The 22,274-nt window shown below is 57.3% G+C and carries 22 protein-coding genes; 5 read left to right on the top strand and 17 right to left on the bottom strand.

The annotated features are described in order from the left end of the window. Window positions 1-58 precede the first annotated feature (58 nt). Genes J2Y91_RS16770 through yceD form a run of 4 tightly spaced genes read right to left on the bottom strand, consistent with a single transcriptional unit; the run spans window position 59 to window position 2,782 of the window. Window positions 59-1,012 carry a beta-ketoacyl-ACP synthase III gene (locus J2Y91_RS16770; RefSeq protein WP_048916395.1) on the bottom strand — a complete coding sequence of 318 codons (954 nt, stop codon included), beginning with the start codon at window positions 1,010-1,012 and terminating at the stop codon, window positions 59-61. A 6-nt stretch (window positions 1,013-1,018) separates the two neighbouring features. Continuing rightward, window positions 1,019-2,053, bottom strand: a complete 1,035-nt coding sequence (plsX, locus tag J2Y91_RS16765) for a phosphate acyltransferase PlsX (protein WP_099753394.1) — start codon at window positions 2,051-2,053, stop codon at window positions 1,019-1,021. Window positions 2,054-2,075: 22 nt separating this feature from the next. After that, window positions 2,076-2,246 carry a 50S ribosomal protein L32 gene (gene rpmF, locus J2Y91_RS16760; protein ID WP_003849870.1) on the bottom strand — a complete coding sequence of 57 codons (171 nt, stop codon included), beginning with the start codon at window positions 2,244-2,246 and terminating at the stop codon, window positions 2,076-2,078. A gap of 14 nt (window positions 2,247-2,260) precedes the next feature. Next, entirely contained in the window at window positions 2,261-2,782 is a 522-nt protein-coding gene (gene yceD / locus J2Y91_RS16755) for a 23S rRNA accumulation protein YceD (protein ID WP_133623949.1), read from the bottom strand. Window positions 2,783-2,924: 142 nt separating this feature from the next. Between yceD and J2Y91_RS16750 the strand changes: the two genes are divergently transcribed. After that, complete coding sequence (locus J2Y91_RS16750) at window positions 2,925-3,506, top strand: Maf family protein (RefSeq protein ID WP_253538953.1); 582 nt, start codon at window positions 2,925-2,927, stop codon at window positions 3,504-3,506. 51 nt (window positions 3,507-3,557) lie between these two features. Here the strand turns inward: J2Y91_RS16750 and rluC are convergent, their stop codons facing one another. Further along, on the bottom strand, window positions 3,558-4,520 hold the full coding sequence (gene rluC, locus J2Y91_RS16745) for a 23S rRNA pseudouridine(955/2504/2580) synthase RluC (protein WP_253538951.1): 963 nt from the start codon (window positions 4,518-4,520) through the stop codon (window positions 3,558-3,560). Window positions 4,521-5,135: 615 nt separating this feature from the next. On the opposite strand from rluC, the gene rne reads away from it, so the two are divergent. Continuing rightward, on the top strand, window positions 5,136-8,690 hold the full coding sequence (gene rne, locus J2Y91_RS16740; protein WP_253538948.1) for a ribonuclease E: 3,555 nt from the start codon (window positions 5,136-5,138) through the stop codon (window positions 8,688-8,690). A 295-nt stretch (window positions 8,691-8,985) separates the two neighbouring features. Here rne and flgL read toward each other — a convergent pair whose 3' ends face one another. The 11 genes from flgL to flgB all read right to left on the bottom strand — a co-directional run bounded on the left by flgL (window position 8,986) and on the right by flgB (window position 18,933). After that, window positions 8,986-9,954 (bottom strand): flagellar hook-associated protein FlgL, encoded by a 969-nt coding sequence (gene flgL / locus J2Y91_RS16735; protein ID WP_253538945.1) that lies wholly within the window; start codon window positions 9,952-9,954, stop codon window positions 8,986-8,988. 20 nt (window positions 9,955-9,974) lie between these two features. Further along, entirely contained in the window at window positions 9,975-11,618 is a 1,644-nt protein-coding gene (gene flgK, locus J2Y91_RS16730; protein WP_048916402.1) for a flagellar hook-associated protein FlgK, read from the bottom strand. 135 nt (window positions 11,619-11,753) lie between these two features. Beyond that, window positions 11,754-12,704, bottom strand: coding sequence for a flagellar assembly peptidoglycan hydrolase FlgJ (gene flgJ, locus J2Y91_RS16725; protein ID WP_253538942.1), 951 nt, complete (start codon window positions 12,702-12,704; stop codon window positions 11,754-11,756). Further along, window positions 12,704-13,810 (bottom strand): flagellar basal body P-ring protein FlgI, encoded by a 1,107-nt coding sequence (locus J2Y91_RS16720; RefSeq protein ID WP_301292157.1) that lies wholly within the window; start codon window positions 13,808-13,810, stop codon window positions 12,704-12,706. The genes flgJ and J2Y91_RS16720 overlap by 1 nt, the downstream gene beginning before the upstream one ends. A 9-nt stretch (window positions 13,811-13,819) precedes the next feature. After that, the gene (locus tag J2Y91_RS16715; RefSeq protein ID WP_048916405.1) at window positions 13,820-14,521 is read right to left on the bottom strand and encodes a flagellar basal body L-ring protein FlgH; all 702 of its coding nucleotides are present in this window, start codon (window positions 14,519-14,521) and stop codon (window positions 13,820-13,822) included. 87 nt (window positions 14,522-14,608) lie between these two features. Further along, complete coding sequence (gene flgG, locus J2Y91_RS16710) at window positions 14,609-15,391, bottom strand: flagellar basal-body rod protein FlgG (RefSeq protein ID WP_048916406.1); 783 nt, start codon at window positions 15,389-15,391, stop codon at window positions 14,609-14,611. 16 nt (window positions 15,392-15,407) lie between these two features. Then, entirely contained in the window at window positions 15,408-16,163 is a 756-nt protein-coding gene (locus J2Y91_RS16705; protein WP_048916407.1) for a flagellar basal body rod protein FlgF, read from the bottom strand. Between the two features lie 21 nt (window positions 16,164-16,184). Continuing rightward, complete coding sequence (gene flgE / locus J2Y91_RS16700; RefSeq protein WP_133623958.1) at window positions 16,185-17,399, bottom strand: flagellar hook protein FlgE; 1,215 nt, start codon at window positions 17,397-17,399, stop codon at window positions 16,185-16,187. A 29-nt stretch (window positions 17,400-17,428) separates the two neighbouring features. Beyond that, a complete protein-coding gene (gene flgD / locus J2Y91_RS16695) occupies window positions 17,429-18,100 on the bottom strand; it encodes a flagellar hook assembly protein FlgD (RefSeq protein ID WP_133623959.1) in 672 nt (223 codons plus the stop codon). Between the two features lie 11 nt (window positions 18,101-18,111). After that, window positions 18,112-18,516: a flagellar basal body rod protein FlgC gene (gene flgC, locus J2Y91_RS16690; RefSeq protein ID WP_048916410.1), complete on the bottom strand. Its 405-nt coding sequence runs from the start codon at window positions 18,514-18,516 to the stop codon at window positions 18,112-18,114. Between the two features lie 3 nt (window positions 18,517-18,519). Next, the gene (gene flgB / locus J2Y91_RS16685) at window positions 18,520-18,933 is read right to left on the bottom strand and encodes a flagellar basal body rod protein FlgB (RefSeq protein WP_048916411.1); all 414 of its coding nucleotides are present in this window, start codon (window positions 18,931-18,933) and stop codon (window positions 18,520-18,522) included. 157 nt (window positions 18,934-19,090) lie between these two features. Between flgB and flgA the strand changes: the two genes are divergently transcribed. The 3 genes from flgA (at window position 19,091) to flgN (ending at window position 20,602) form a co-directional block, all read left to right on the top strand. Continuing rightward, window positions 19,091-19,759 (top strand): flagellar basal body P-ring formation chaperone FlgA, encoded by a 669-nt coding sequence (gene flgA, locus J2Y91_RS16680; RefSeq protein ID WP_048916412.1) that lies wholly within the window; start codon window positions 19,091-19,093, stop codon window positions 19,757-19,759. Window positions 19,760-19,866: 107 nt separating this feature from the next. Further along, window positions 19,867-20,166, top strand: coding sequence for a flagellar biosynthesis anti-sigma factor FlgM (flgM, locus tag J2Y91_RS16675; protein WP_048916413.1), 300 nt, complete (start codon window positions 19,867-19,869; stop codon window positions 20,164-20,166). 4 nt (window positions 20,167-20,170) lie between these two features. After that, entirely contained in the window at window positions 20,171-20,602 is a 432-nt protein-coding gene (gene flgN / locus J2Y91_RS16670; protein WP_253538939.1) for a flagellar export chaperone FlgN, read from the top strand. Between the two features lie 49 nt (window positions 20,603-20,651). Here flgN and murJ read toward each other — a convergent pair whose 3' ends face one another. Beyond that, complete coding sequence (gene murJ / locus J2Y91_RS16665; protein WP_133623960.1) at window positions 20,652-22,190, bottom strand: murein biosynthesis integral membrane protein MurJ; 1,539 nt, start codon at window positions 22,188-22,190, stop codon at window positions 20,652-20,654. Window positions 22,191-22,274: the final 84 nt, after the last annotated feature.

Here is a 22,274-nt window from a genome sequence, read left to right as displayed (position 1 = left end):
GATTTCCTGTTAGTCGCGATGACTTATTAATAAAATTCTTATTAATCAAAAAAGATAATCAGAAGCGCACCAGCGCCGAACCCCAGGTGAACCCGCCGCCAAAGGCTTCCAGCAGGATTAACTGGCCGCGTTGAATACGACCATCGCGCACCGCTTCATCCAGCGCCGTCGGCACCGAGGCCGCCGAGGTGTTGCCATGACGATCGAGCGTCACCACCACTTTATCCATATCCATACCCAGCTTGCGGGCGGTGGCGCTGATGATACGCAGGTTAGCCTGATGCGGCACCAGCCAGTCGATGGCGCTGCGGTCAAGATTATTGGCCTGAAGGGTTTCGTCAACGATATGTGCCAGCTCAGTCACGGCGACTTTAAAGACTTCGTTACCCGCCATGGTCACATAGGACGGTTGATCCTGATGCTCACGATCCTGATTTGACAGGGTCAGCAGCTGGCCATAGCGGCCATCGGCATGCAGGTGAGTCGAGATAATACCCGGCTCTTCGCTGGCACCCAGTACCACTGCGCCTGCGCCATCACCAAACAGAATGATCGTGCTGCGATCCTCAGGGTCAAGCATGCGCGCCAGCACGTCAGCGCCGATCACCAGGGCATGTTTTACTGCGCCGTTTTTGATGTACTGGTCGGCCACGCTAAGCGCATAGGTGAAACCCGCGCAGGCGGCAGCCAGATCGAAAGATGCCGCATCATCAATCTCCAGCATTTGCTGGATCATGCAGGCGGAACTTGGGAATGCGTGACTTGAGGAGGTGGTCGCAACCACGATCAGGCCAATGTCGTTCTTATCAATTCCGGCCATGGACAGCGCACGTTCTGCGGCGTGGAAACCCATGGTTGCCACGGTTTCATCCGGGCTGGCGATACGACGTTCACGGATACCGGTACGAGTGACAATCCACTCGTCTGACGTATCCACCATTTTTTCCAGATCGGCGTTAGTCCGCACCTGTTCGGGCAAATAGCTGCCCGTACCGATAATTTTCGTATGCATGTACGCTCAGTCACTCTTAGGTAATACAGCTTGAAGGCGGGCAGCAATCCGCTCGGGTACTTGCCGCCGCACCGCCTGCTCTGCCTGTTGGATAGCCACCGCAAATGCGCGTTCATTCGCGGCACCGTGACTCTTAATCACGGTGCCGCGTAATCCTAACAGACAGGCGCCATTGTACTGGTCGGGGTTGAGATGGCCGAATTTCTTCGCCAGGCGCTTTTGTAGAACGCGCCCCAGCACTCGCAACCACCAGACCGTCTTTTTACCTTCGCCCTGTGATTTCAACAGCGAAAGGAACATTCTTACCACGCCTTCCATCGTTTTCAGCGTGACATTGCCCACGAAACCGTCGCAGACAAGCACGTCTGTCTTACCGGTAAGAAGATCGTTGCCTTCGAGGTATCCAATATAGTTAATTTCTGGCGTTTCACGCAGCCTGGCTGACGCATCGCGAATCGAAATCAACCCTTTGGTCTCTTCCTGACCAATATTAAGTAGTGCCACTCTTGGGCGCGTAATGGCTAACACTTCTTCCGCCATTACCGCACCCATAACAGCAAACTGCACCAGCATAGCACTGTCAGAATCGACGTTAGCGCCTAAATCCAGAACCACGGTCTTGCCGTGCTGCTGATGCGGTAACACGGTCACTAACGCCGGGCGGTCAATGCCGTCCAGCGGTTTTAATAATAGTTTGGCCAGCCCCATCAGCGCCCCGGTATTGCCCGCGCTGATGCAGGCCTGAGCCTGCCCTTCTTTCACCTGCTCCAGCGCCATTCGCATGGATGACCCGCGGCTGGCGCGAATCGCCTTTGAAGGGCTGTCATCACTGGCAATAACCGATTCGGCAGCAATAATCTGCAGACGCGCCCTGAGGGCAGAATCAGCTGTGGTAAGTAATGACGTGATTTTGTCGGGATCGCCGACTAATAGAAGATGCAGATGTGGGTTAGATGCCAGTGCCTGCAGTGATGCAGGCACTGTCACGCAGGGACCGAAGTCCCCGCCCATGGCATCTATCGCCAGGGTCAATCGTGTCAAAATAGCTCCGCTAGCCGCGGAATTACTTAACGATGACCTTGCGACCGCGGTAGTAACCATCCGCAGTGATGTGGTGACGCAGATGAGTTTCGCCAGAAACTTTGTCTACGGAAAGAGCTGCAGTGGTCAGGGCATCGTGTGAACGACGCATGCCACGCTTGGAACGGGTTGGTTTATTCTGTTGTACGGCCATGGACCTTACTCCTATTACTTACGCTTTAAACTGGCTAATACGGCAAATGGGTTTGGTTTTTCTGCCTCTGCAGGCAACTTGCCAAAGACCATGTCCGCCTCGGACACTTCACAGTGTTCAGAATCATGCACCGGAACGACAGGCAGGGCGAGAATGATTTCATCCTCAACCAATGCCAGCAGATCGGTTTCGCCAAACTCGTTGACGTTGATCGGCTCGTACGCTTCCGGCAATGCTTCGGCCTGTTCGTCAGTGACGACCGGGCTGAAACAGTACGATACGTGGACATGATGCGGGAATGTCTGATTGCAGCGTTGGCAGCACAGCGTCACAGAAACTTCAGCCGTACCTTTCAGTACCGCCAGGCGCTGTTCGTCAATCGCAAACGACATCACACATTCAACATCACTGTCCACGCTAACCACCGAGTCGGCGATACGCTCAACCTGTTCAGGGGTGTAAACACCCTGGTAGTCCAGGCGTTTTTGAGCGGTTCGGACCGCATCGAGAGTCAGGGGTAATTTTACCTTTTGCATAGGGCGCGCATATTAACTTTGTAACGACATAGAGTCAAAGAAAAAGGCCGTAAAACGGCATCTTTCAGCCATGATTCGCATCCTGTGCGGCGCATAGTTTAAAATGCCTGCCACCGATTCGCTATATATTCTGGAAAAAATTATGCGCCAACTGGTTTTAGCCTCTACGTCCACCTACCGAAAGGCGCTGCTCACCAAGCTTCAGCTGCCGTTTATCACTGCGGCACCGCAGGTTGATGAAACCCCGCTCGCCGGGGAATCCGCGACAGATTTGGTGGCCCGCCTTGCGGCAGCGAAAGCTCTGGCACTGGCGGCTGCATACCCCGATCACCTGATTATCGGCTCAGATCAGGTCTGCGTGGTCGCGGGCAAAATTTGCGGCAAACCGCATACCGAGGAGAATGCCCGCGCCCAGCTGCGTGCCGCCAGCGGGCACAGCGTGGTGTTTTACACCGGCCTGGCACTGCACGACAGCCGCGAAGGAACAACGCAACTTATCTGTGAGCCATTCAGCGTTGATTTCCGTGAATTAAGCGACAGTGAAATTGCGGCATATGTTGGCAAAGAACAGCCGCTAAACTGCGCAGGCAGTTTTAAAAGTGAGGGGCTGGGCATCACGCTATTTGACCGTTTATCGGGGCGCGACCCCAATACGCTGGTCGGGCTGCCGCTGATAGCGCTGTGTGAGATGTTAAGAAAGGCAGGGGTGGATCCGCTAGGATGATAGCGCGACGGTGATGCGGGTCAGGCATGCCTGACCCCGTTAAATAACAGGTTACGTTGCCGGGTACTGCTTCCGCAGGATATCCAGGCAGCGCTTGAGCTGGTCGTCCAGTGGTGCTTCCACGCGCATCACTTCGCCGCTTGCTGGATGGGTGAAGCGCAGCGCTGCAGCATGCAGAAACAGGCGTTTAAGCCCGGTGCCGCTCAGCTGCATGTCAAACTCGGCCTCACCATAGCGATCGTCAAACGCAATCGGATGCCCGGCATGGAGCGTATGCACACGGATCTGATGAGTACGCCCGGTAACCGGGCTGGCTTTCACCAGCGTGGCTATTGCGTAGCGCTCTTCCACTTTAAACAGCGTCTCGGACGGCTTACCTTCGCTGTTCACTTTGACGATGCGCTCGCCGCTTTGCAGAATATTTTTCATCAATGGCGCACGCACCGCCTTCACGTGCGAAGGCCACTGCCCGCGTACCAGCGCCAGATAATCTTTCTGCATGCCCTTTTCCCGCAGCTGCTCGTGCAGCGAGCGCAGCGCCGAGCGCTTCTTCGCCACCAGCAGAATGCCGGACGTATCGCGGTCCAGGCGGTGCACCAATTCAAGGAAGCGGGCCTGCGGGCGCAGCGCGCGCAGGCCTTCAATCACGCCAAAGCTCAGACCGCTGCCGCCGTGAACCGCGGTACCGGAAGGCTTGTTCATCACCAGAATATGGTCATCTTCATAAACAATCGCGCCTTCCAGCGCAGCCACCTTGGTCAGCTTCGGCGACACGTTCTCTTCTTCACGTTCAGCCACGCGCACCGGCGGAATACGCACCTCATCCCCGGCCTCAAGCTTGTATTCAGGCTTGATGCGTTTTTTGTTCACCCGCACTTCGCCCTTACGCAAAATGCGATAAATCATGCTCTTCGGCACCCCTTTTAGTTGGGTGCGCAAAAAGTTATCGATGCGCTGTCCTGCCTCATCGGCAGAAATAGCAATAAAATGTACGGCTGGAGTATTGGTTTTCATGGTTGGCGATTCTAAATAGTGCGCTGTGATAGCGCCACCTCTTTTTCTGTGCTTAACTGAGTTGGACGGTTTCGCAGAAGGTTATGATCGGTTTTTAGACGATCTGCTGAAAAGCACTGCAATTCGCTCTAAAAGCTGAGAGAAACTTCTCAACGCGGAGAAAGTCATCTTGCGATCACCCGCTTAGCAATGGAATAATGTTTCCGTTTTGACGCTAAGACTTGTGAATGCGAGAAAAAAGCGTTTACCCGATAGCTTTCAGCCTTCCTTTATATGGCAGTTGAAAGATAAGGGTGTAATACGAAATTTTGCCGGATAGCCCATACACGCAGCAATGGCGTAAGACGTATTGTGCAATCAGGCATTTAGCGGGCTGCGGGTTGCAGCCTGGACGAAAACGGGATTGGTTCACCTGGTATTATACTGGCGGTTCTCCCTATCAAAGCGCTGTTTTTCCATATGTAAAACAGGCTACCGAGTATTTGCGCCCCAAGAGCAGCCGACATCCGTGAGGTTGACGGCTTTGCGATGAGACACGGGGTCATCGGTCTTTCACGTCCAGCGTTACTTTGCCCGCAGCTTTGTCACTAATGTAAGAATAATGAGTAAGTTACGATGAAAAGAATGCTGATAAACGCAACTCAGCAGGAAGAGTTGCGTGTTGCCCTCGTGGACGGACAACGTCTGTACGATCTGGATATTGAAAGCCCTGGACACGAACAGAAAAAAGCCAACATCTATAAAGGCAAGATCACCCGCATTGAACCCAGTCTGGAAGCCGCATTTGTTGACTACGGCGCTGAAAGACACGGTTTCCTACCTCTGAAAGAAATCTCCCGCGAATACTTCCCTGCTAACTACAACGCACACGGCCGCCCGAATATTAAGGACGTACTGCGTGAAGGCCAGGAAGTGATCGTACAGATTGATAAAGAAGAACGTGGTAACAAGGGTGCTGCCCTGACCACCTTTATCAGCCTGGCAGGCAGCTATCTGGTTCTGATGCCGAATAACCCACGTGCAGGCGGAATTTCACGCCGCATCGAGGGTGACGACCGCACCGAACTGAAAGAAGCCCTTTCGGCACTTGAGTTGCCAGACGGCATGGGCCTGATCGTACGCACCGCGGGCGTTGGCAAGCAGGCCGATGCGCTACAGTGGGATCTCAGTTTCCGCCTGAAGCACTGGGACGCCATTAAGAAAGCCGCTGACAGTCGCCCTGCCCCGTTCCTGATCCACCAGGAGAGCAACGTGATTGTGCGTGCTTTCCGTGACTATCTGCGCCAGGACATCGGCGAAATCCTGATCGACAACCCGAAAGTGCTCGAACTGGCGCGCCAGCATATCGCCGCACTGGGCCGCCCGGATTTCAGCAGCAAAATTAAACTGTACACCGGTGAAATCCCGCTGTTCAGCCACTATCAGATTGAGTCGCAGATCGAGTCCGCTTTCCAGCGTGAAGTGCGTCTGCCTTCCGGCGGCTCGATTGTTATCGACACCACTGAAGCCCTGACCGCTATCGATATCAACTCCGCGCGCGCAACCCGCGGCGGCGACATCGAAGAGACCGCCTTCAACACCAACCTGGAAGCGGCTGACGAAATCGCCCGCCAGCTGCGCCTGCGCGACCTCGGCGGCCTGATCGTTATCGACTTTATCGATATGACCCCGGTACGTCACCAGCGTGCGGTTGAAAACCGCCTGCGTGAAGCGGTTCGCCAGGATCGTGCGCGTATTCAGATTAGCCATATTTCACGCTTCGGCCTGCTGGAAATGTCGCGTCAGCGTCTCAGCCCGTCACTGGGTGAATCCAGCCATCACGTGTGCCCACGCTGTAGCGGTACCGGCACCATCCGTGATAACGAATCGCTGGCGCTCTCTATCCTGCGTCTGATTGAAGAAGAAGCGCTGAAAGAGAACACCAAAGAAGTTCACGCCATTGTTCCAGTCCAGGTAGCGTCATACCTGCTGAACGAGAAGCGCGAAGCGGTCAGCGCCATCGAGAAGCGTCAGGGTGGCGTCAAAGCTATCATCGTGCCAAACGATCAGATGCAGACTCCGCACTACTCCGTGCTGCGCGTGCGTAACGGCGAAGAGACTCAGACCCTGAGCTACCATCTGCCGAAGCTGCACGAAGCCGAAATGGCCCTGCCGTCTGAAGAAGAGCATTCCGAGCGTAAGCGCCCTGAACAGCCCGCTCTGGCCGCCTTCGTGATGCCAGATGCACCACCGGCGCCGGTAGAAGAAGTTACCGCAGCTGTTGCCCCTGCCGCCCCTGCAAAACCGGAAGCGAAAGCCCCTGCGGCCCCCGCTCAGCCGGGCCTGATGAGCCGCTTCTTCAGCGGGCTGAAGAAAATGTTTGCCGCTGAAGAGAAACAGCCAGCGCAGCCAGTACAGCCGGTAGTAGAAGAGAAAGCGCCAGAAGCCGCTGCACCGCGTGGTGAACGCCGCAACAATCGCCGCCAGAATAACCGTCGCGACCGTAATGGTGACCGCAACGGCGAGCGCAATGAGCGTTACGGTGACCGCAACGAACGTAGCGGTGAGCGCAACGAGCGCGGTGGTGAGCGTAATAACGACCGTAACGCAGAGCGTAACGATCGTAATGCGGATCGCAATGGCGAGCGTACTGAACGTAACGATCGTGCCCCGCGCGAGCGTAACAATGAAGCGCGTGAAGGCCGTGATAACAACCGTCGCAACAATAACAAGCGCAACTCGCAGCAGAACGACTCACGCAGCGAGCGCATGGTGCCGGACGAATTCGAGCGCAGCGAGCCTTCACAGCCGCAGCCGCGTCAGGAACGTCAGCGTCGTCGCCCGGCTCAGAACCAGGAAGAAAAACGCCCGGTTGTGCAGGAAGAGGCAATTGTTGAACCGATCGTCGCCGCGGTAGATGAAAATCAGGATGCGCAGGAAGAGAACGTACAGGTGATGCCGCGCCGTAAACCGCGCCAGCTGAATCAGAAAGTGCGTATCGAAACCGCCGAGCAGACTGCCGCGCGTTCATTCGAACCGCAAGCCGCTGCACCAGCAGCTGCGGTGAATGAGCCAGCTGCAGCTGAAGCCGATGACAGCGAAGATCGCGAAAGCAACAACATGCCGCGCCGTTCACGCCGTTCGCCGCGCCACCTGCGCGTCAGCGGTCAGCGTCGTCGTCGTTACCGTGATGAGCGTTACCCAACACAATCCCCAATGCCGCTGGCTAACGCTGCTGCATCGCCAGAGATGGCATCCGGGAAAGTGTGGGTCTCCTATCCGGTTGCGCAGGCTAACGATCACGAAACTCATGCTGAGCATCAGTCTGTGGTTCCCGCTTACGGTCACGCCGATGTGGCAGAACCTGCCGCCGTGGAAACCGCTGCCGCCGTTGCCGCTGTTGAAACCGTTGCGGCTATCGAAGCCCCTGCTGCGGTTGAGGCCCCTGCTGCGGTTGAGGCCCCTGCTGCGGTTGAGGCCCCCGCTGAAGTATCGGCTCCGGCGGAAGTGACTGCACCGGCAGCCGTGGCAGAAGCCCCGGTTGCGGAAACGCCAGCGGCGCCGATATCAGAAGCTGAACCTGTGCATATCGCAGAACCACAGCCGGAAATGCAGCCGGAGATTGCTCCGGTGGAAGCGGCGGACACTTCAGCTATCGATGCTGCGGTGAACGAAGAGCCGGCGGTGATCTCCAGCGCTGACGAAGTTGTTGCACAGGAAACGGCAGCCGAAGCGGTCCCGGCGCAGCCTGCGCCAGCTTTCGAAGCGGTTGATGCCGTGGCAGAAATGGTGGAAGAAGCCCAGCACGCTGAACAGCCTCAGGTTACTGAAGCGGCCAGCGAACTGGCGCATGAAACTGTCGCTGACGTTAGCCCGGAAGTTGAACAGCAGGTTGCCGAAGTGCTGCACGCACCAGAAGCTGCCGCTGAGCAGCCAGCTGCCATCAGCGAGCCGCACGCACCGGTTCCGGCACGTGACGAGCCGGCCGTTGCCGCCGTTGCTGCGCCAGCGCAGAGCAGCTTCAAGCACCATGCTACCGCGCCAATGACTAAAGCGCCGGCTCCGGCTTACCAGCCAGAACCTGCTCGCCAAAGCGACTGGGTGCGCCCTGACTTCAACTTTGAAGGTAAAGGCTCCGCAGGCGGTCATGCTGCCACTCATCAGGCGACGGCACCGGCAACGCGTCCGTAACTGTCCCGCTGAGTAAAAAGCCCCGGTCTGATGACCGGGGCTTTTTTTATGCCTGAACGGCCAGTGAATCCCACACCCGCACAATGTCGTCTATTGCCTGCTCGCACACCGGCGGCAACCGCCCGCTCAACCCAGGCGACAAAACCTGCCCCGGTGCGCGCGCAAGGTACACTCGGGGAGGTCGCCACCGGGCGTAAATGGCAGGCAAAAAAAATCCCGCTGTCGGCAGGTAAATACCGACAGCGGGGGAAACTGAGCACACCCGGTTTAAGCATGCTCAAAATTTAATATGGGATCAGGAATTCAGCTTGAACAGCGACAGCTTGGACATCTGCTGGAACACGGTATAGGAAGCCTGCAAAGCGGCCTGCTGCATGGTGTAGCTGGAGATAGTTTCGGTAGTATCGGCATCTACCAGCCCGCTCAGCTGAGTTTTCAGGTTAAGAGTAGTGTCATCCCCTTTGGAGTCGAGGTTTGTCAGCTCCTGCAGGTTGGTCCCCACCTCGGCGCGCACGGTAGAGACATTATTCAGCGAGTTCTTAAGGCCGCGGATCGATTTTTCCATATCGGCGGAGGCGGAATCGACGGTGGTCTGATCGGCGTCAGCCAGCGGCGTTTTCAGCGCTTTAATCGCGGTGTCCAGCGTCGTGAAAATGTTGCTTTCACCGGTCGAACCATCCGGCTCTTTCGTGGCGTTACTGGTCAAGGAGTCGAAAATCTGTGCACCGGTGTGGTTGGTCGTCAGCGTACGGCTGGCATCTACCTTTTGAGTAATAGGCGTGGTGCCACCTGCATAAGTCGTTTCACCCGTAGTGGCGTCCGTGACAAACGGGGCAGTATCGCTTTTGTAGCCGGCAAACACATAGCGGCCATTACCGTCAGTGCTGTTAGCCAGGTTCAGCAGCTGTGCACGAAGGCCCTCCAGCTGAGTAGCGTAAGAGGCGCGGTCATCATCAGACAGCGTGCCGGTCGATGCCGCCACCAGAGTAGTCTGGGCACTGATCACCACATCGGCAACCTGCTTCAGCGTGGTGTCTTCGGTTGACTGGTTTTGCGTGGCAAACACGCGCGCCGTGGAAAATTGCGCAGTCTGGGCCTGAGCCTGGGAAACCACTACCGCCTGCGCGGCTGCTACCGGGTCATCCGACGGATTGACGACGCGTTTACCGCTGGACAGCTGCTCACCGACTTTCAACCAGCTCTGCTGCGAGTTGGCAATGCCGCGGGCCTGCTGGTCATAGATCATGCTGGTACTGAGACGCATGGTTTAATTCCTCTGCAAAATCAGCTGACTGCGGACATCAGCGACTGGAAAATGGTGGAAGCGGTCTGCAGTACCTGGGCATTCGCCATGTAGTACTGCTGGTAACGCGTCAGATTGGCATACTCTTCATCAAGGTTGACGCCGGAAACCGACTGCTGCTGATTGGTCAGCTGCGTCACCACAGCGGTCTGCGTGGTACTGGTGGTTTTCAGCGTGCTGGTTTTGTTTCCCACATCCGCCACCAGGCTGGCATAGGCCTGAGTCAGGGTACTTTTGCCGTTAATCACACCGGCGGTCTGGATATTCAGCAGCTTCTGCGCATTCTCGTTGTTACTTGCGCCACCGACAGCACTGGCGGCAGCCAGTTTGCCTTCATCGGAGATCAGCACGCTCATTCCGGTAATGGTGTCGGCAACCGGCTTGACCGTGAAGCTGTCTTTGGCAGCAGGCAGCTTATCGTAGCTGAGCGTCAGACCATCAAAAGAGAGCGTCTGCGCGGTGCTGTCAACGGTGATAGCGGCTTTGCTGTTGTCGGAAAGGCGTGTTGCCGTCCAGTTAGTGCCGTCATAGCTGACGGTGTAGTTGGAGGCCTGTACCTTCGTGGTGTCCGCCCAGGTGGCGCTTAACGATGCCCCACCGCTGTTTTTGGTGTTCGAGACCACCGCCGGGCTGCCGAGGCTGAACAGCGCGCCGCCCGCATCGCCGTTGGCATCCACACCTTCCTGGTGCTGGGTGTTCAGGCTGGTGCCGAGCGCCATTGCCAGCTGGCCAATCTGGTTACGCACACCGTCGAGCTCTTTACGGAACGCCAGCAGGCCCCCGAGTGAACCGCTGGTCACCTGTGATTCAGGCAGTTCGCTTTTTGCGCCGGTGGTGGCATCCACGGTAGCGATAGTGGTACGCGACGGATCGGCGCTGGACGGCACGGCCGCCAGCTGGCTGTAGCTGCTGCCCTGCACCAGCGAGACGCCGCTGCCGATGGAGATGTTGTAACTGCCGCCATCCTGCTGATTGACGGTAACACCCACCAGCTTATTCAACTCGCTCACCAGCTGATCGCGCTGATCCAGCAGGTCATTCGGTTCGCTGCCCGCTCCTGCACCCTTCAGCTTGCCGATCTGCTGGTTAACGTTCGCGATCTGCTTAGCGTAGTTATTGATCTGATCAACGGTCGAGGTGACAGAGGTATTGACGCTGCTGTCCAGATTGGACAGATAGGTATCGGTGACCTTGAACTGGTTTACCAGCCCTTCCGCTTTACCCAGCACGGCAGTACGCGACGAGGAGTCGCTGGCATTGCTGACCAGACTCTGCAGCGAGCTGAAGAAGTCCTGGATGTTGCTCGACAGGGTATTGGTGGTGCTGGACAGCATATCGTCGATATTCGACATCTGGCTGTACTGCGTGCTGATGCTGCTGGCCTGAGTGCTGGCGGCACGCAGCTGATTGGTGATGAACTGGTCATATTCGCGATACACCGCCGAGACGCTGGCCCCGTTGCCGTAGTAGTTGTTGCCGCTCAGGGTGCTGGCGGTCTGGGCAAGGACCGTGGTCTGGCGTGAATAACCGCTAACGGCATAGTTAGTGATGTTATTACTGGTGGTATTCAGCGCGGCGGAGGCGGCGCTCAATCCGCTCATCGCGGTATTAATTAAGTTTGCCATTTCGGGTCCTTGTTAACCGGCAACTGCAGAGCCAGCATTGACGAATCGTTTGCCGGTAAGTTGGGTTAACTCAAATCCGGCCTGAAAAGGTTATCGGTACAACCGGGGTAAACTTGAGACCAAAAGCCAAAAAAATCAGAATAACGTGGAGATATCTTTTATATCCTGACCATAGGCTTTCACCACTTTTTCACCCATGTTTTTGAACTGCTGGATCATCCCCACCAGCTTCTGTGCATATTTCGGATCGGTCGCGTAACCCGCCGCCTGCAAGGCCTGGGCGCCCTGCTCCGGTGACGCTGCCGTGGTGACGGCGGCGTAGCGCGGGTTGTTGCTCAGCAGCTTGACGTAGTCGGTCAGCGCGTCGAAGTAGGAGTCATAAACGCGGAACTTCTGCTTCACCTTCTTCGCTTCGCCGTTCTCATATTCGGTGGTCATTACGTCGGTGGTTTTGCCCTGCCAGCTGCCCGTAGCTTTGATGCCAAAGACGTTATAGCTCGGCTTACCGTCACGCGTCAGGATCTGGCGCTGCCCCCAGCCGGATTCCAGCGCCGCCTGGGCGAGGATCAGGTGATGCGGAATTCCGCTCTGCTCGCTGGCGGCTTTTGCCGGCTGCGACAGCTGGGCGATAAAGTCGCTGTTATCGCCGGAAAGCGGCATTTCGCTGGCGTTGAAGCGCGGAACCGCTTTACGCACCATCTGTTCCATCGCCAGCGGCGGCAGCGTGTTGATAAAGGCTTTATCCAACGGCATAGGCACCGTTCCGGCTTTTTCGTCCGGGGCTTTCTGCGTTTCCATCTGCTTGACGATCATATCGGCCAGCCCTAACCCCTTCGAGGCGATCTGCTGGCCGATCTGCTGGTCATACATTGAGGTGTACAGCCGCGTCTGTTCGGTGCTCAGCATGCCGTCCTGCGGCAGCGCCTGACGCATGCTTTTCAGCATCATCTGCACGAACATCCCTTCCACCTGCTTAGCAACCTGCAGCGCATGCGCTTTCGGATCGCTGCTGGCAAGGCGCTTCAGGTTGTTGAGCGAGCGGCTGTCATACGCCGCGCCCATCATCGACTGGCTGTTGTCACTCATCAGATAATTTCCAGTTTGGCGTGCAGGCAACCGGCGCTCTGCATCGACTGTAGAATGGACATAAGATCGATTGGCGTTGCACCCAGCGCATTCAGGGCGCGCACCACGCTGTTGAGATTGGCGCTGGCATTCACGCTCTGCAACGCTCCGCCGCTCTGGCGCAGATCGATCTGCGTCTGTGGCGTCACCACCGTCTGACCGCCGCCAAACGGCGTGTTCGGCTGGCTGACGTTCTGAGTCTGATTCACCGTCACCGACAGGTTGCCCTGCGCCACTGCACACTGGCTCAGCATCACTTCGCGGTTCATCACCACCGAGCCGGTGCGCGAGTTGATGATCACTTTGGCATCCTGAATCGGCACGGAGACGTCGATATTCTGGATATCGGCCAGCTGGCGCACCTGCGAGGTGCTGTTAGCGCTGCTGCGGATCTGAATGGTGCGGCCATCCAGCGCCTGCGCCATGCCATAGCCGCCGCGGCTGTTGATGGCGTCGCTGATGCGCTGCGCCATGCTGAAATCTTCCTGATTAAGGAACAGGTTAATCACGTTGGTGCTGCCGAAGTTGTTTGGCAGCTCACGTTCAATGGTGGCGCCACCGGTAATGCGCCCGCCGTTCACCTGGTTGACCTGCACGCTGCTGCCACCGGCGGCGGCACTGGCTCCGCCGATCAGCACGTTACCCTGCGCCAGCGCATACACCTGGTTATCCACGCCTTTCAGCGGAGTCATCAGCAGCGTACCGCCGCGCAGGCTTTTGGCGTTACCCATAGAGGAAACCACCACGTCCACCACCTGCCCCTGGCGACCAAAGGCCGGCAGCTTGGCGGTAACCATCACCGCCGCGACGTTTTTCAGCTGCATATTGGTGCCGGCGGGGACGGTGATCCCCAACTGCGACAGCATGTTGCTCAGGCTCTGAGTGGTAAACGGAGTCTGGGTAGTCTGGTCACCGGTGCCGTCCAGCCCCACCACCAGGCCGTAGCCGATCAGGGAGTTATCGCGCACTCCGCCAACGGTAGTGAGATCGCGAATACGATCGGCCTGCGCCAGGGCGCTGATCCCCACCGTCAGCAGCAAAGCAAATCGAATCAGTACATTACGCATGAAAACCTCTTACATCGGTGATATGTTCAGGAAGAACCGCTGCAGCCAGCCCATGGTTTGTGCTTCATTGATGTAGCCGTTACCGACGTACTCAATGCGCGCATCCGCCACCTGGGTTGATACTACGCTGTTGCTGGCGCTAATCGTGCGTGGGTTAACCACCCCGGAGAAGCGGATAAATTCAGTTCCCTGATTAATCTCAATCTGTTTCTCACCGACCACGCTCAGGTTGCCGTTTGGCAGTACCTGATTGACGGTAACGGTAATCGTACCGGTAAAGGTGTTATTGGCCGTTGCGCCCCCCTTACCGGCGAAATCATTTTTACCGGCCCCGGCGAAGGTGGTTTTGTCACCGCCCAGCAGGCCAGCCAGCGCGTTCGGCGTGGCAGTCAGCCCGAAGCTGCTGCTGCCGTCACGTCCGGCATTGGCAGAAGAACTCTTACTCGCGCTGACGTTTTCCTGCAGCGTGATGGTTAATGTGTCGCCAATATTACGCGGGCGTCGATCCTCAAACAGCGGCTGGTAGCCGTAGTTCATTGGCATCACACCCTGAAAAATAGAGCCGTTGACCACCGGCGGAGAAGCAGGCAGCGGCTGAGCCGTTGTCGAACCTTCTACCAGAGGCTTACGGGGAACTAACGCACAACCGTTAAGCGTCAGCAGCATCGCGGCTACTAACAAACGTCCAGGCAATGAGATCTGCTGCGCCATGGAAATGAACCTTTCATTACGTGAATATTTTATTAACGGGCCGGGCAGTAAAGCCCGGCACCTGCGACGGTCAAGCTCTCCGTCGTATTACAGCTGGGTCAGCTTCGCCAGCATCTGGTCGGAAGTACTGACGGCCTTACTGTTAATTTCGTAGGCGCGCTGGGTCTGGATCATGCTTACCAGCTCTTCTGCGACGTTAACGTTTGAGGTTTCAACGTAGCCCTGATACAGCGTACCGGCCCCGTTGTTGCCCGGGTTACTTTCGGTTGGCGCACCGGAGGCCTGAGTTTCCTGGTACAGGTTCTCACCCATACTTTCCAGGCCGGCATCGTTGACAAAGGTGCTCAGGGTCAGCTGACCGACCTGCACCGGGTTCGTCTGGCCCTGCTGCGTGACGCTCACTACGCCGTCACGGCTGACGGTCATGCTCAGCGAGTTAGCCGGGATGGTGATGGCTGGCTGCACCGGGAATCCGGCGTTGGTCACCAGCTGGCCATTCTGGTCAGTCTGGAAAGAGCCATCGCGGGTATACGCCGTGGTGCCGTCCGGCATCAGGACCGAGAAGAAGCCCTGACCGTTAATCGCCACGTCTTTAGACGAGTCGGTCTGCGACAGGTTGCCCTGATTGTGCAGGCGCTCGGTGGCAACCGGACGCGTACCGGTACCAATCTGCAAGCCGGAAGGCAGCGTGGTCTGATCGGATGACTGCGCACCCGGCTGACGCATGGTCTGGTACATCAGGTCTTCAAAGACCGCACGCTGACGTTTGAAACCGTTGGTACTGACGTTGGCCAGGTTGTTGGCGATAACGTCCATATTGGTCTGCTGAGCGTCAAGGCCGGTCTTGGCAATCCATAAAGAACGGATCATCTGTTTATTCCTCTGATCAGCCCATTGACAGCAGCTGGTTGGCTTTTTGTTCGTTCTCGTCAACGCTTGAGATCACTTTCATCTGCATCTCAAAGCGACGGGCGTTGGCGATCATATCGACCATGGTCTGGGTGGTGCTGACGTTGCTACCTTCCAGCACGCCAGGCATCACTTTCATCGTCGCGTCCAGCGGCAGCGTTGCGCCGCGGGTAGTCTGGGCAGCGGCAGTGAGACGGAACATGCCGTCATCACCGCGCTGAAGTTCGCTACCGCTGGCTTTCACCAGCTTCAACTTGCCCAGCTGTACCGTGGCATTTGGTGCATCGCCCGGATTCAACGCGGTAATGGTACCGTCAGCCGCGATGGTGATTTCCGAACCCTGCGGCACCGCAATCGGCCCGCCGTCGCCCATCACCACGTTGCCCTGCACGGTAAGCTGCCCGGCCGGGCTGACTTCCATATTGCCGTTGCGGGTGTAGGCTTCAGTGCCGTCAGCGGTCTGCACCGCCAGCCAGCCGTCACCCTGCATCGCCACATCCAGCGGGCGCTCGGTATAATCCAGCGCGCCCTGGCTCATATCCGATCCCGGCGTTGAAGCCGTGACCAGCGTACGGGTAGGCAGAGATAAGCCTTCCACCGGCACCGCGCGCGCGGCATTTAGCTGTGCGCGAAAGCCCGGCGTAGAGGCGTTGGCGAGGTTGGCCGCCGTCACTGCCTGCTGATCGAGGGTCTGACTGGCAGCCCCCATTGCGGTATATATCGCGTGATCCATTGAACTCCCCTGTTAACCGTATTAACGCAGGTTGACCAGCGTGTTGAGGATCTGGTCCTGAGTTTTGATGGTCTGCGCGTTCGACTGGTAGTTACGCTGCGCCACGATCATGTTCACCAGCTCTTTACTCAGGTCGACGTTGGAGGACTCCAGCGCACCCGCCGTCAGCGTACCGAGGTTACCGGTACCGGCGATACCGGTCAGCGCCTGGCCAGAGGAAGCACTGGCAGACCAGACGTTGTCGCCTTCCGACTTCAGCCCTTCCGGGTTAGCAAAGTTCGCCAGCACGATCTGACCCAGTACCTGGGTTTTTTCGTTCGAGTAGTTACCGACCAGCGTACCGTCGTCATTGATCTGGTAGCTGGTCAGGTCACCCGGGGCATAACCATTCTGCGTTGGGTTACCAAAAGTGGACCCACCGTTGTTCTGCTGCAGGCTGCCGGTGATATCCACACTGAACGGGCTGGCGGTGACGCTGCCACCTTTGTTGTCCATGGTCACGCTAATCGCTTTGGCGCTGGCGGTGGTCAGGGCGCCGCTGGTATCGAACACCAGGTTAGTGGTGGTGTCGGTGGTGGACGGGTCAGTAGCAGAGGCATCCTGCGCGTGAACGGTCCAGCTGTTGTCCGCAGTTTTGACGAAGTACATGTTGATGGTGTGCTCGTTGCCCTGCGAGTCATACGCGGTCAGCGAGGTTTTTTTGTCATAGGTCGACGTGTCGGAGGCGTTAAACGCACCGGTGGTCGCGGCAGAGGAAGAGTTCAGCGTGGCAGTCAGTGACGCGGTGCTGGTCATCTTGGCCGGCATGGACGCTTCAGGAATGGTCAGCGCCACCGGGTTAGCACCGGTCTGCACGGTGGCCGGGTTGCCGGATGCCGGGTAGCCGGTCAGCTTCAGGCCCTGCATGTTCACGATGTTGCGATCCGCGTCCAGCGTGAACTGGCCGTTACGGCTGTAATAGACCGCGCCGCTGGTGTCGGCCATACGGAAGAAGCCTGCAGAGCTGATCGCCACGTCAAGACCGCGGCTGGTGGTGGTGGTGGTACCGTCACCAAAGTCCTGCACCACAGCAGCCACTTTGGTGCCGAGGCCGACTTTAGAACCGGCAAACATATCGGCAAACGCGATAGTGCTGGATTTAAAGCCCGCGGTGGCGGAGTTGGAGATATTGTTACCAATAACGTCGAGGTTGCTGGACGCAGCGTTTAAGCCACTGACCGCCTGTGAAAAGCCCATGTTGTCACTCCTGAAGCAAAATTAGTGGATTAAACGATCTGACGAACGTTAGCCAGGGTTGTCGTGCCCATGGTGCCGAGGTCGAGCACCGCACCGGTAGAATTTGTGGTTACACCGCTGACGTAGGCGTAGTTCAACGGCTGTGCGACCAGCTGGCCGGTGGCGTTGCTGGCAGCGATAGACACGGTATATTTGCCGTCTGCCGCGGTGGTGCCATCTGCCGCTTTGCCATCCCACTGGAAGGTATGAACCCCTGCAGTCTGTGCGCCAAGGTCAATGGTCTGAACCACTGCGCCGCTGGCATCTTTAATGGTGGCGGTGGTGCTGGTTGAGGCCTGAGTCAGTTCCACCCCAAACGGCGTGGTGGTGCTGCTGCCGACCAGGATCTGCGAACCGTCTACCATCACACCGTGGCCAATCAGGGTCGATGCCTGCAGCGACTGGCCGCTGGTGATCTGCCCGGAAATGGAACCCAGCGTGGTGTTCAGCTTCTCAATCCCGCTCAGGGTATTGATCTGCGCCAGCTGAGAGGTCAGCTGACTGTTATCCATTGGATTGGTCGGATCCTGGTTCTGCAGCTGGGTGACCAGCAGCGTCAGGAAGTTACTCTGGAGATCCGCTGCTGAGGTATCAGAGCTGGATGAAGAGTTCGTTAGCGTGGTGGTCGCCTGTTTTTCGTTTACGCCTACAGCAATACTCATTGGGAAGCTCCTTATTGGCCCAGCGTTAAGGTTTTCATCATCATCTGTTTAACGGTGTTTAAAACCTCAACGTTGGCCTGGTAGCTGCGCGAAGCTGACATGGTGTTCACCGTTTCCCCTACGACATCCACGTTCGGCATCTTCACGTAGCCTTTGGCATCCGCCATCGGGTTACCCGGCTCGTACACCAGGCGCGCGGGCGCCGGGTCGTCGATCACCTGAGCGACCTTCACGCCACCGGTCGGTGAACCCGGCATCGCGTTAGTCTGGAAAACCACCTGCTTCGCGACGTAGGGCTGACCATCCGGCCCGGTGACGCTGTCGGCGTTGGCCAGGTTACTGGCGCTGACGTTCAGACGCTGTGACTGTGCAGCCATTGCCGAACCGGCAATATCAAAAATGTTCAAAAGTGCCATAACTTATTGCCCCTGTAGCACGGACATCATGCCTTTGATCTGACTGCTGATCATGGTGAGATCGGTCTGATATTTCAGGCTGTTATCTGCAAACTCGGTACGCTCCCGGTCCATGTCAACCGTGTTTCCGTCCAGTGCAGGCTGGTCAGGAATGCGGTACATCAAATCCATGGATGGGGGTTGAAGCGTTTCTGCAGGAATATGGCGTGCCGACGTGACCGCAAGCTGTAGCCCGGAACCCTGCGCCCGCCCCTGTTCCATCACCTTGTTCATCTGGCTGGCGAAATCGATATCGCGCGCCTGATAGCCTGGCGTGTCTGCGTTCGCGATGTTGGATGCCAGGATCTCCTGCCGCTGTGCGCGCAGGTTCAGAGCTTCGGTGTTAAACCGTAGTGCTGCGTCCAGTTTGTCGAGCATGCGTCCTCCGCAAGTGAGAATTTAGAGCTGACAGCATAATCTCGGGGTGGGAAGGCCTATCGTTTGAATAGCGCTAAAAATGGTCGCTAATTTGCGCCTTGACATCGCACCCGCGAGGGTAGAATCGCTGCCATGTTGATAAAAAAGAGGGGGCGCCATGCGTGGAGCCACACTGCTGTTAAGCGCGCTGCTGAGCCTGGCGAGCGTCACCGCCACTGCTGGCGATCTCAACGCACAGCTCAACCAGTTTTTTAAAAACCGCTATGGGGAAAACGGCCAGGGTGCCGATAACCTGAGCGTGGTGGTGAAGACACCGCAGAATATGTGGCCTGCCTGTGATGCGCCGCAGTTCTCCCTGCCGGGCAACAGCCGCATGTGGGGCAATATCAGCGTCGCGGCCAACTGCGATCAGAACCGCCGCTATATTCAGGTGCAGGTGCAGGTCAGCGGCAGTTATCTGGTGGCCACCCGCCAGGTGCCGCGCGGAACCGCTATCGCCGCTGGCGATCTGCGTATGCAGCAGGGCCGCTTAGATACTCTGCCCGCCCGCACGCTGATGAAAGCTGAAGATGCGGTAGGTGCCATCACCCTGCGCGATATCAATCCCGGCCAGCCGGTAACCCAGATGATGATGCGCCAGCCGTGGCGCGTAAAAGCCGGGCAGATGGTCACCGTGACCGCCAGCGGCGACGGCTTCAATATCAGCAGCGAAGGCAAAGCAATGAACAACGCAACGGCCCTGCAGTCGGTCAGGGTACGCATGAGCTCCGGCCAGATTGTGATGGGCAAAGTCGACTCGGATGGGAATATTCTGATATCGCTATAAACCACTAAAGAAGGCATCAGTTCTGCCGATAGTGTTAATAACAGCCGTAGTACTATTAGAATATTGAGCATCAGGCGTAGTCACACCTGAGTTAACAGGAGCCAGATATGAGCATCGACAGAACCCAGCCACTGAACCCGGCCAGCACCGTTCAACAACGCGATACTAATGATGTTGCCCAGCCGAAGGCTCGCGCAGCGGAAAGCAAAACCACTGAAACCGCCGGCACCCAGGTGGTACTGAGTGGCGCACAGTCACAGCTGACCAAGGCCAGCTCACAGGACATTAATACTGCCCGCGTGGAAGAGCTGAAAACCGCTATTCGTAACGGCGAACTGAAGATGGACAGCGGCAAAATCGCCGACGCACTGATTCAGGAAGCTAAAGACTCACTGCAAGGTAATTAACTCAATGGATAAGCTGCTCAACACGCTTGATAAAATGCTGGAAGTTCTTTCGTCGCTGGCCGATGTGATGAATGCGGAGCAAGAACAGCTCTCGGCGGGTCAGGTCAACAGCAGCTTATTGCAGCGAATTACCGAGGATAAAAGCTCGCTGCTTGCGACCCTGGACTTCCTGGAAAAAATGCGCCGCGATGAAGAAAAAGCGGCCGGGCTGCACGTGCCCTACAGCCGCTACGCGGAACTGGCGAGACGCTGGTCATCGATTCAGGATCACACGGTAAAATTACGCGATACCAATCTACACAACGGTATGCTGCTCAATCATCAAATCAGTCATAACGAGCATGCGTTGCAGGTACTGAAGCCTTATCAGTCACAAAAATTTTATGGCCCCGACGGCCAGGCGATCCACAGCGCGCCCGTCAGCCGTAAAGCGTAATTATTGTCAGACTTTACCCCGCCGCGCCTGCGCTGCGGGGTTTTTCTGTTTATGCCACGGTGCGGCGGGCAAAATCACGCGGGCGGAAACCTAACAGGCCCAGCACGGCAAAGTAGACGCCGCCACCCACCGCACAGACCGCTGCCAGACGGATTAACCGCCACAGCATGTTGCCGGTAGCCCAGTCGGGCATCAGATAGAGCACGCCGACCAGCGCCGCCGCCATCGCCACAACGGCGAAGAACAGACGCACCAGGAAACTCGCCCAGCCCGGCTGCGGCTGGAAAATATCCTGCTTGCGCAGCTGCCAGTAAAGCAGCGCGGCATTCAGGCAGGCCGCCAGACCGATCGACAGCGACAGACCGGCATGCTTCAGTGGACCAATAAATGCCAGATTCATCGCCTGGGTTGCCAGCAGCGTGAAGAGAGCAATCTTCACCGGCGTCTTGATGTTCTGCCGCGAGTAGAAGCCCGGAGCCAGAACCTTCACCACGATCAGCCCCATCAAACCGACCGAATAGGCCACCAGCGCACGCTGGGTCATTGCGGCATCAAAGGCGGTAAATTTGCCGTACTGAAATAGCGCAACGGTCAGCGGTTTTGCCAGAATCCCTAACGCCACGGCGCTCGGCAGCGCCAGCAGGAAACAGAGGCGCAGGCCCCAGTCCATCAGGCGCGAATACTCTGCCTGGTCGCCGCTGGCAAAACTCTTCGCCAGCGACGGCAGCAAAATAGTGCCCAGCGCCACGCCCAGCACCCCGGAGGGAAACTCCATCAGGCGGTCAGCGTAGTACATCCACGACACCGAGCCGGAAACAAGGAACGAGGCGAAAATGGTATTAATGATCAGCGAGATCTGGCTGACCGACACGCCAAGGATCGCCGGCCCCATCTGGCGCATCACGCGCCACACGCCCGCATCCTTCAGGTTAAGGCGCGGCAGCACCAGCATGCCGATTTTTTTCAGATGCGGCAGCTGATAGCCAAGCTGTAATACGCCGCCGGCGACGACCGCCCAGGCCAGCGCCATCACCGGCGGGTGGAAGTGCGGTGCGGCAAACAGCGCAAAACCAATCATGCTGACGTTGAGCAGCGTCGGGGCAAACGCCGGGACCGAAAAACGGTTCCACGTGTTGAGGATCGCCCCGGCCAGCGAAGCCAGTGAAATCAGCATGATATACGGGAAGGTCACGCGCAGCAGCGATGAGGTCAGTGCGAACTTATCGGCGGTATCTGCAAAGCCGGGGGCAGTGACGAGGATCACCCACGGGGCAGCAAACATCCCCAAAATCGTGACAATCGCCAGCGCCAGCGTCAGCAAGCCGGAAACATAAGCCACAAAGACGCGCGTGGCTTCTTCACCCTGTTTACTTTTGTATTCGGCGAGAATAGGAACAAACGCCTGGGAGAACGCCCCTTCGGCAAAGATGCGTCGCAGCAGGTTAGGCAGCTTAAACGCGACGAAAAAGGCATCGGTTGCCATCCCGGCGCCAAATACGCGCGCGACAATCGCGTCGCGGGCAAATCCCAGCACGCGTGAAAACAGGGTCATTGAGCTGACCGCTGCCAGTGATTTCAACAGGTTCATGTCTTTCCTGGTTCTGGATAACGGACCGGGGAACCCCGATCGTTTTTTGATGCGGATAGTCTACTGAAGTAAAAGGAAATAACC

This window comes from Erwinia aphidicola, from assembly GCF_024169515.1.
Taxonomy (GTDB): Bacteria; Pseudomonadota; Gammaproteobacteria; order Enterobacterales; family Enterobacteriaceae; genus Erwinia; species Erwinia aphidicola.
The sequence above is the reverse complement of the archived record's forward strand: the minus strand, read 5'-3'. Positions and strand labels throughout refer to the sequence as shown.

Coding starts and splice junctions, on each gene's coding strand:
- flgN (WP_253538939.1), top strand. CDS start 20,171: ATGGATAAGCTGCTCAACACGCTTGATAAAATGCTGGAAGTTCTTTCG.
- J2Y91_RS16720 (WP_301292157.1), bottom strand. CDS start 13,810: ATGCGTAATGTACTGATTCGATTTGCTTTGCTGCTGACGGTGGGGATC.
- flgB (WP_048916411.1), bottom strand. CDS start 18,933: ATGCTCGACAAACTGGACGCAGCACTACGGTTTAACACCGAAGCTCTG.
- flgK (WP_048916402.1), bottom strand. CDS start 11,618: ATGGCAAACTTAATTAATACCGCGATGAGCGGATTGAGCGCCGCCTCC.
- flgE (WP_133623958.1), bottom strand. CDS start 17,399: ATGGGCTTTTCACAGGCGGTCAGTGGCTTAAACGCTGCGTCCAGCAAC.
- flgG (WP_048916406.1), bottom strand. CDS start 15,391: ATGATCCGTTCTTTATGGATTGCCAAGACCGGCCTTGACGCTCAGCAG.
- J2Y91_RS16715 (WP_048916405.1), bottom strand. CDS start 14,521: ATGGCGCAGCAGATCTCATTGCCTGGACGTTTGTTAGTAGCCGCGATG.
- flgD (WP_133623959.1), bottom strand. CDS start 18,100: ATGAGTATTGCTGTAGGCGTAAACGAAAAACAGGCGACCACCACGCTA.
- flgM (WP_048916413.1), top strand. CDS start 19,867: ATGAGCATCGACAGAACCCAGCCACTGAACCCGGCCAGCACCGTTCAA.
- flgC (WP_048916410.1), bottom strand. CDS start 18,516: ATGGCACTTTTGAACATTTTTGATATTGCCGGTTCGGCAATGGCTGCA.
- J2Y91_RS16705 (WP_048916407.1), bottom strand. CDS start 16,163: ATGGATCACGCGATATATACCGCAATGGGGGCTGCCAGTCAGACCCTC.
- J2Y91_RS16750 (WP_253538953.1), top strand. CDS start 2,925: ATGCGCCAACTGGTTTTAGCCTCTACGTCCACCTACCGAAAGGCGCTG.
- rluC (WP_253538951.1), bottom strand. CDS start 4,520: ATGAAAACCAATACTCCAGCCGTACATTTTATTGCTATTTCTGCCGAT.
- yceD (WP_133623949.1), bottom strand. CDS start 2,782: ATGCAAAAGGTAAAATTACCCCTGACTCTCGATGCGGTCCGAACCGCT.
- rpmF (WP_003849870.1), bottom strand. CDS start 2,246: ATGGCCGTACAACAGAATAAACCAACCCGTTCCAAGCGTGGCATGCGT.
- flgL (WP_253538945.1), bottom strand. CDS start 9,954: ATGCGTCTCAGTACCAGCATGATCTATGACCAGCAGGCCCGCGGCATT.
- flgJ (WP_253538942.1), bottom strand. CDS start 12,704: ATGAGTGACAACAGCCAGTCGATGATGGGCGCGGCGTATGACAGCCGC.
- flgA (WP_048916412.1), top strand. CDS start 19,091: ATGCGTGGAGCCACACTGCTGTTAAGCGCGCTGCTGAGCCTGGCGAGC.
- murJ (WP_133623960.1), bottom strand. CDS start 22,190: ATGAACCTGTTGAAATCACTGGCAGCGGTCAGCTCAATGACCCTGTTT.
- rne (WP_253538948.1), top strand. CDS start 5,136: ATGAAAAGAATGCTGATAAACGCAACTCAGCAGGAAGAGTTGCGTGTT.
- J2Y91_RS16770 (WP_048916395.1), bottom strand. CDS start 1,012: ATGCATACGAAAATTATCGGTACGGGCAGCTATTTGCCCGAACAGGTG.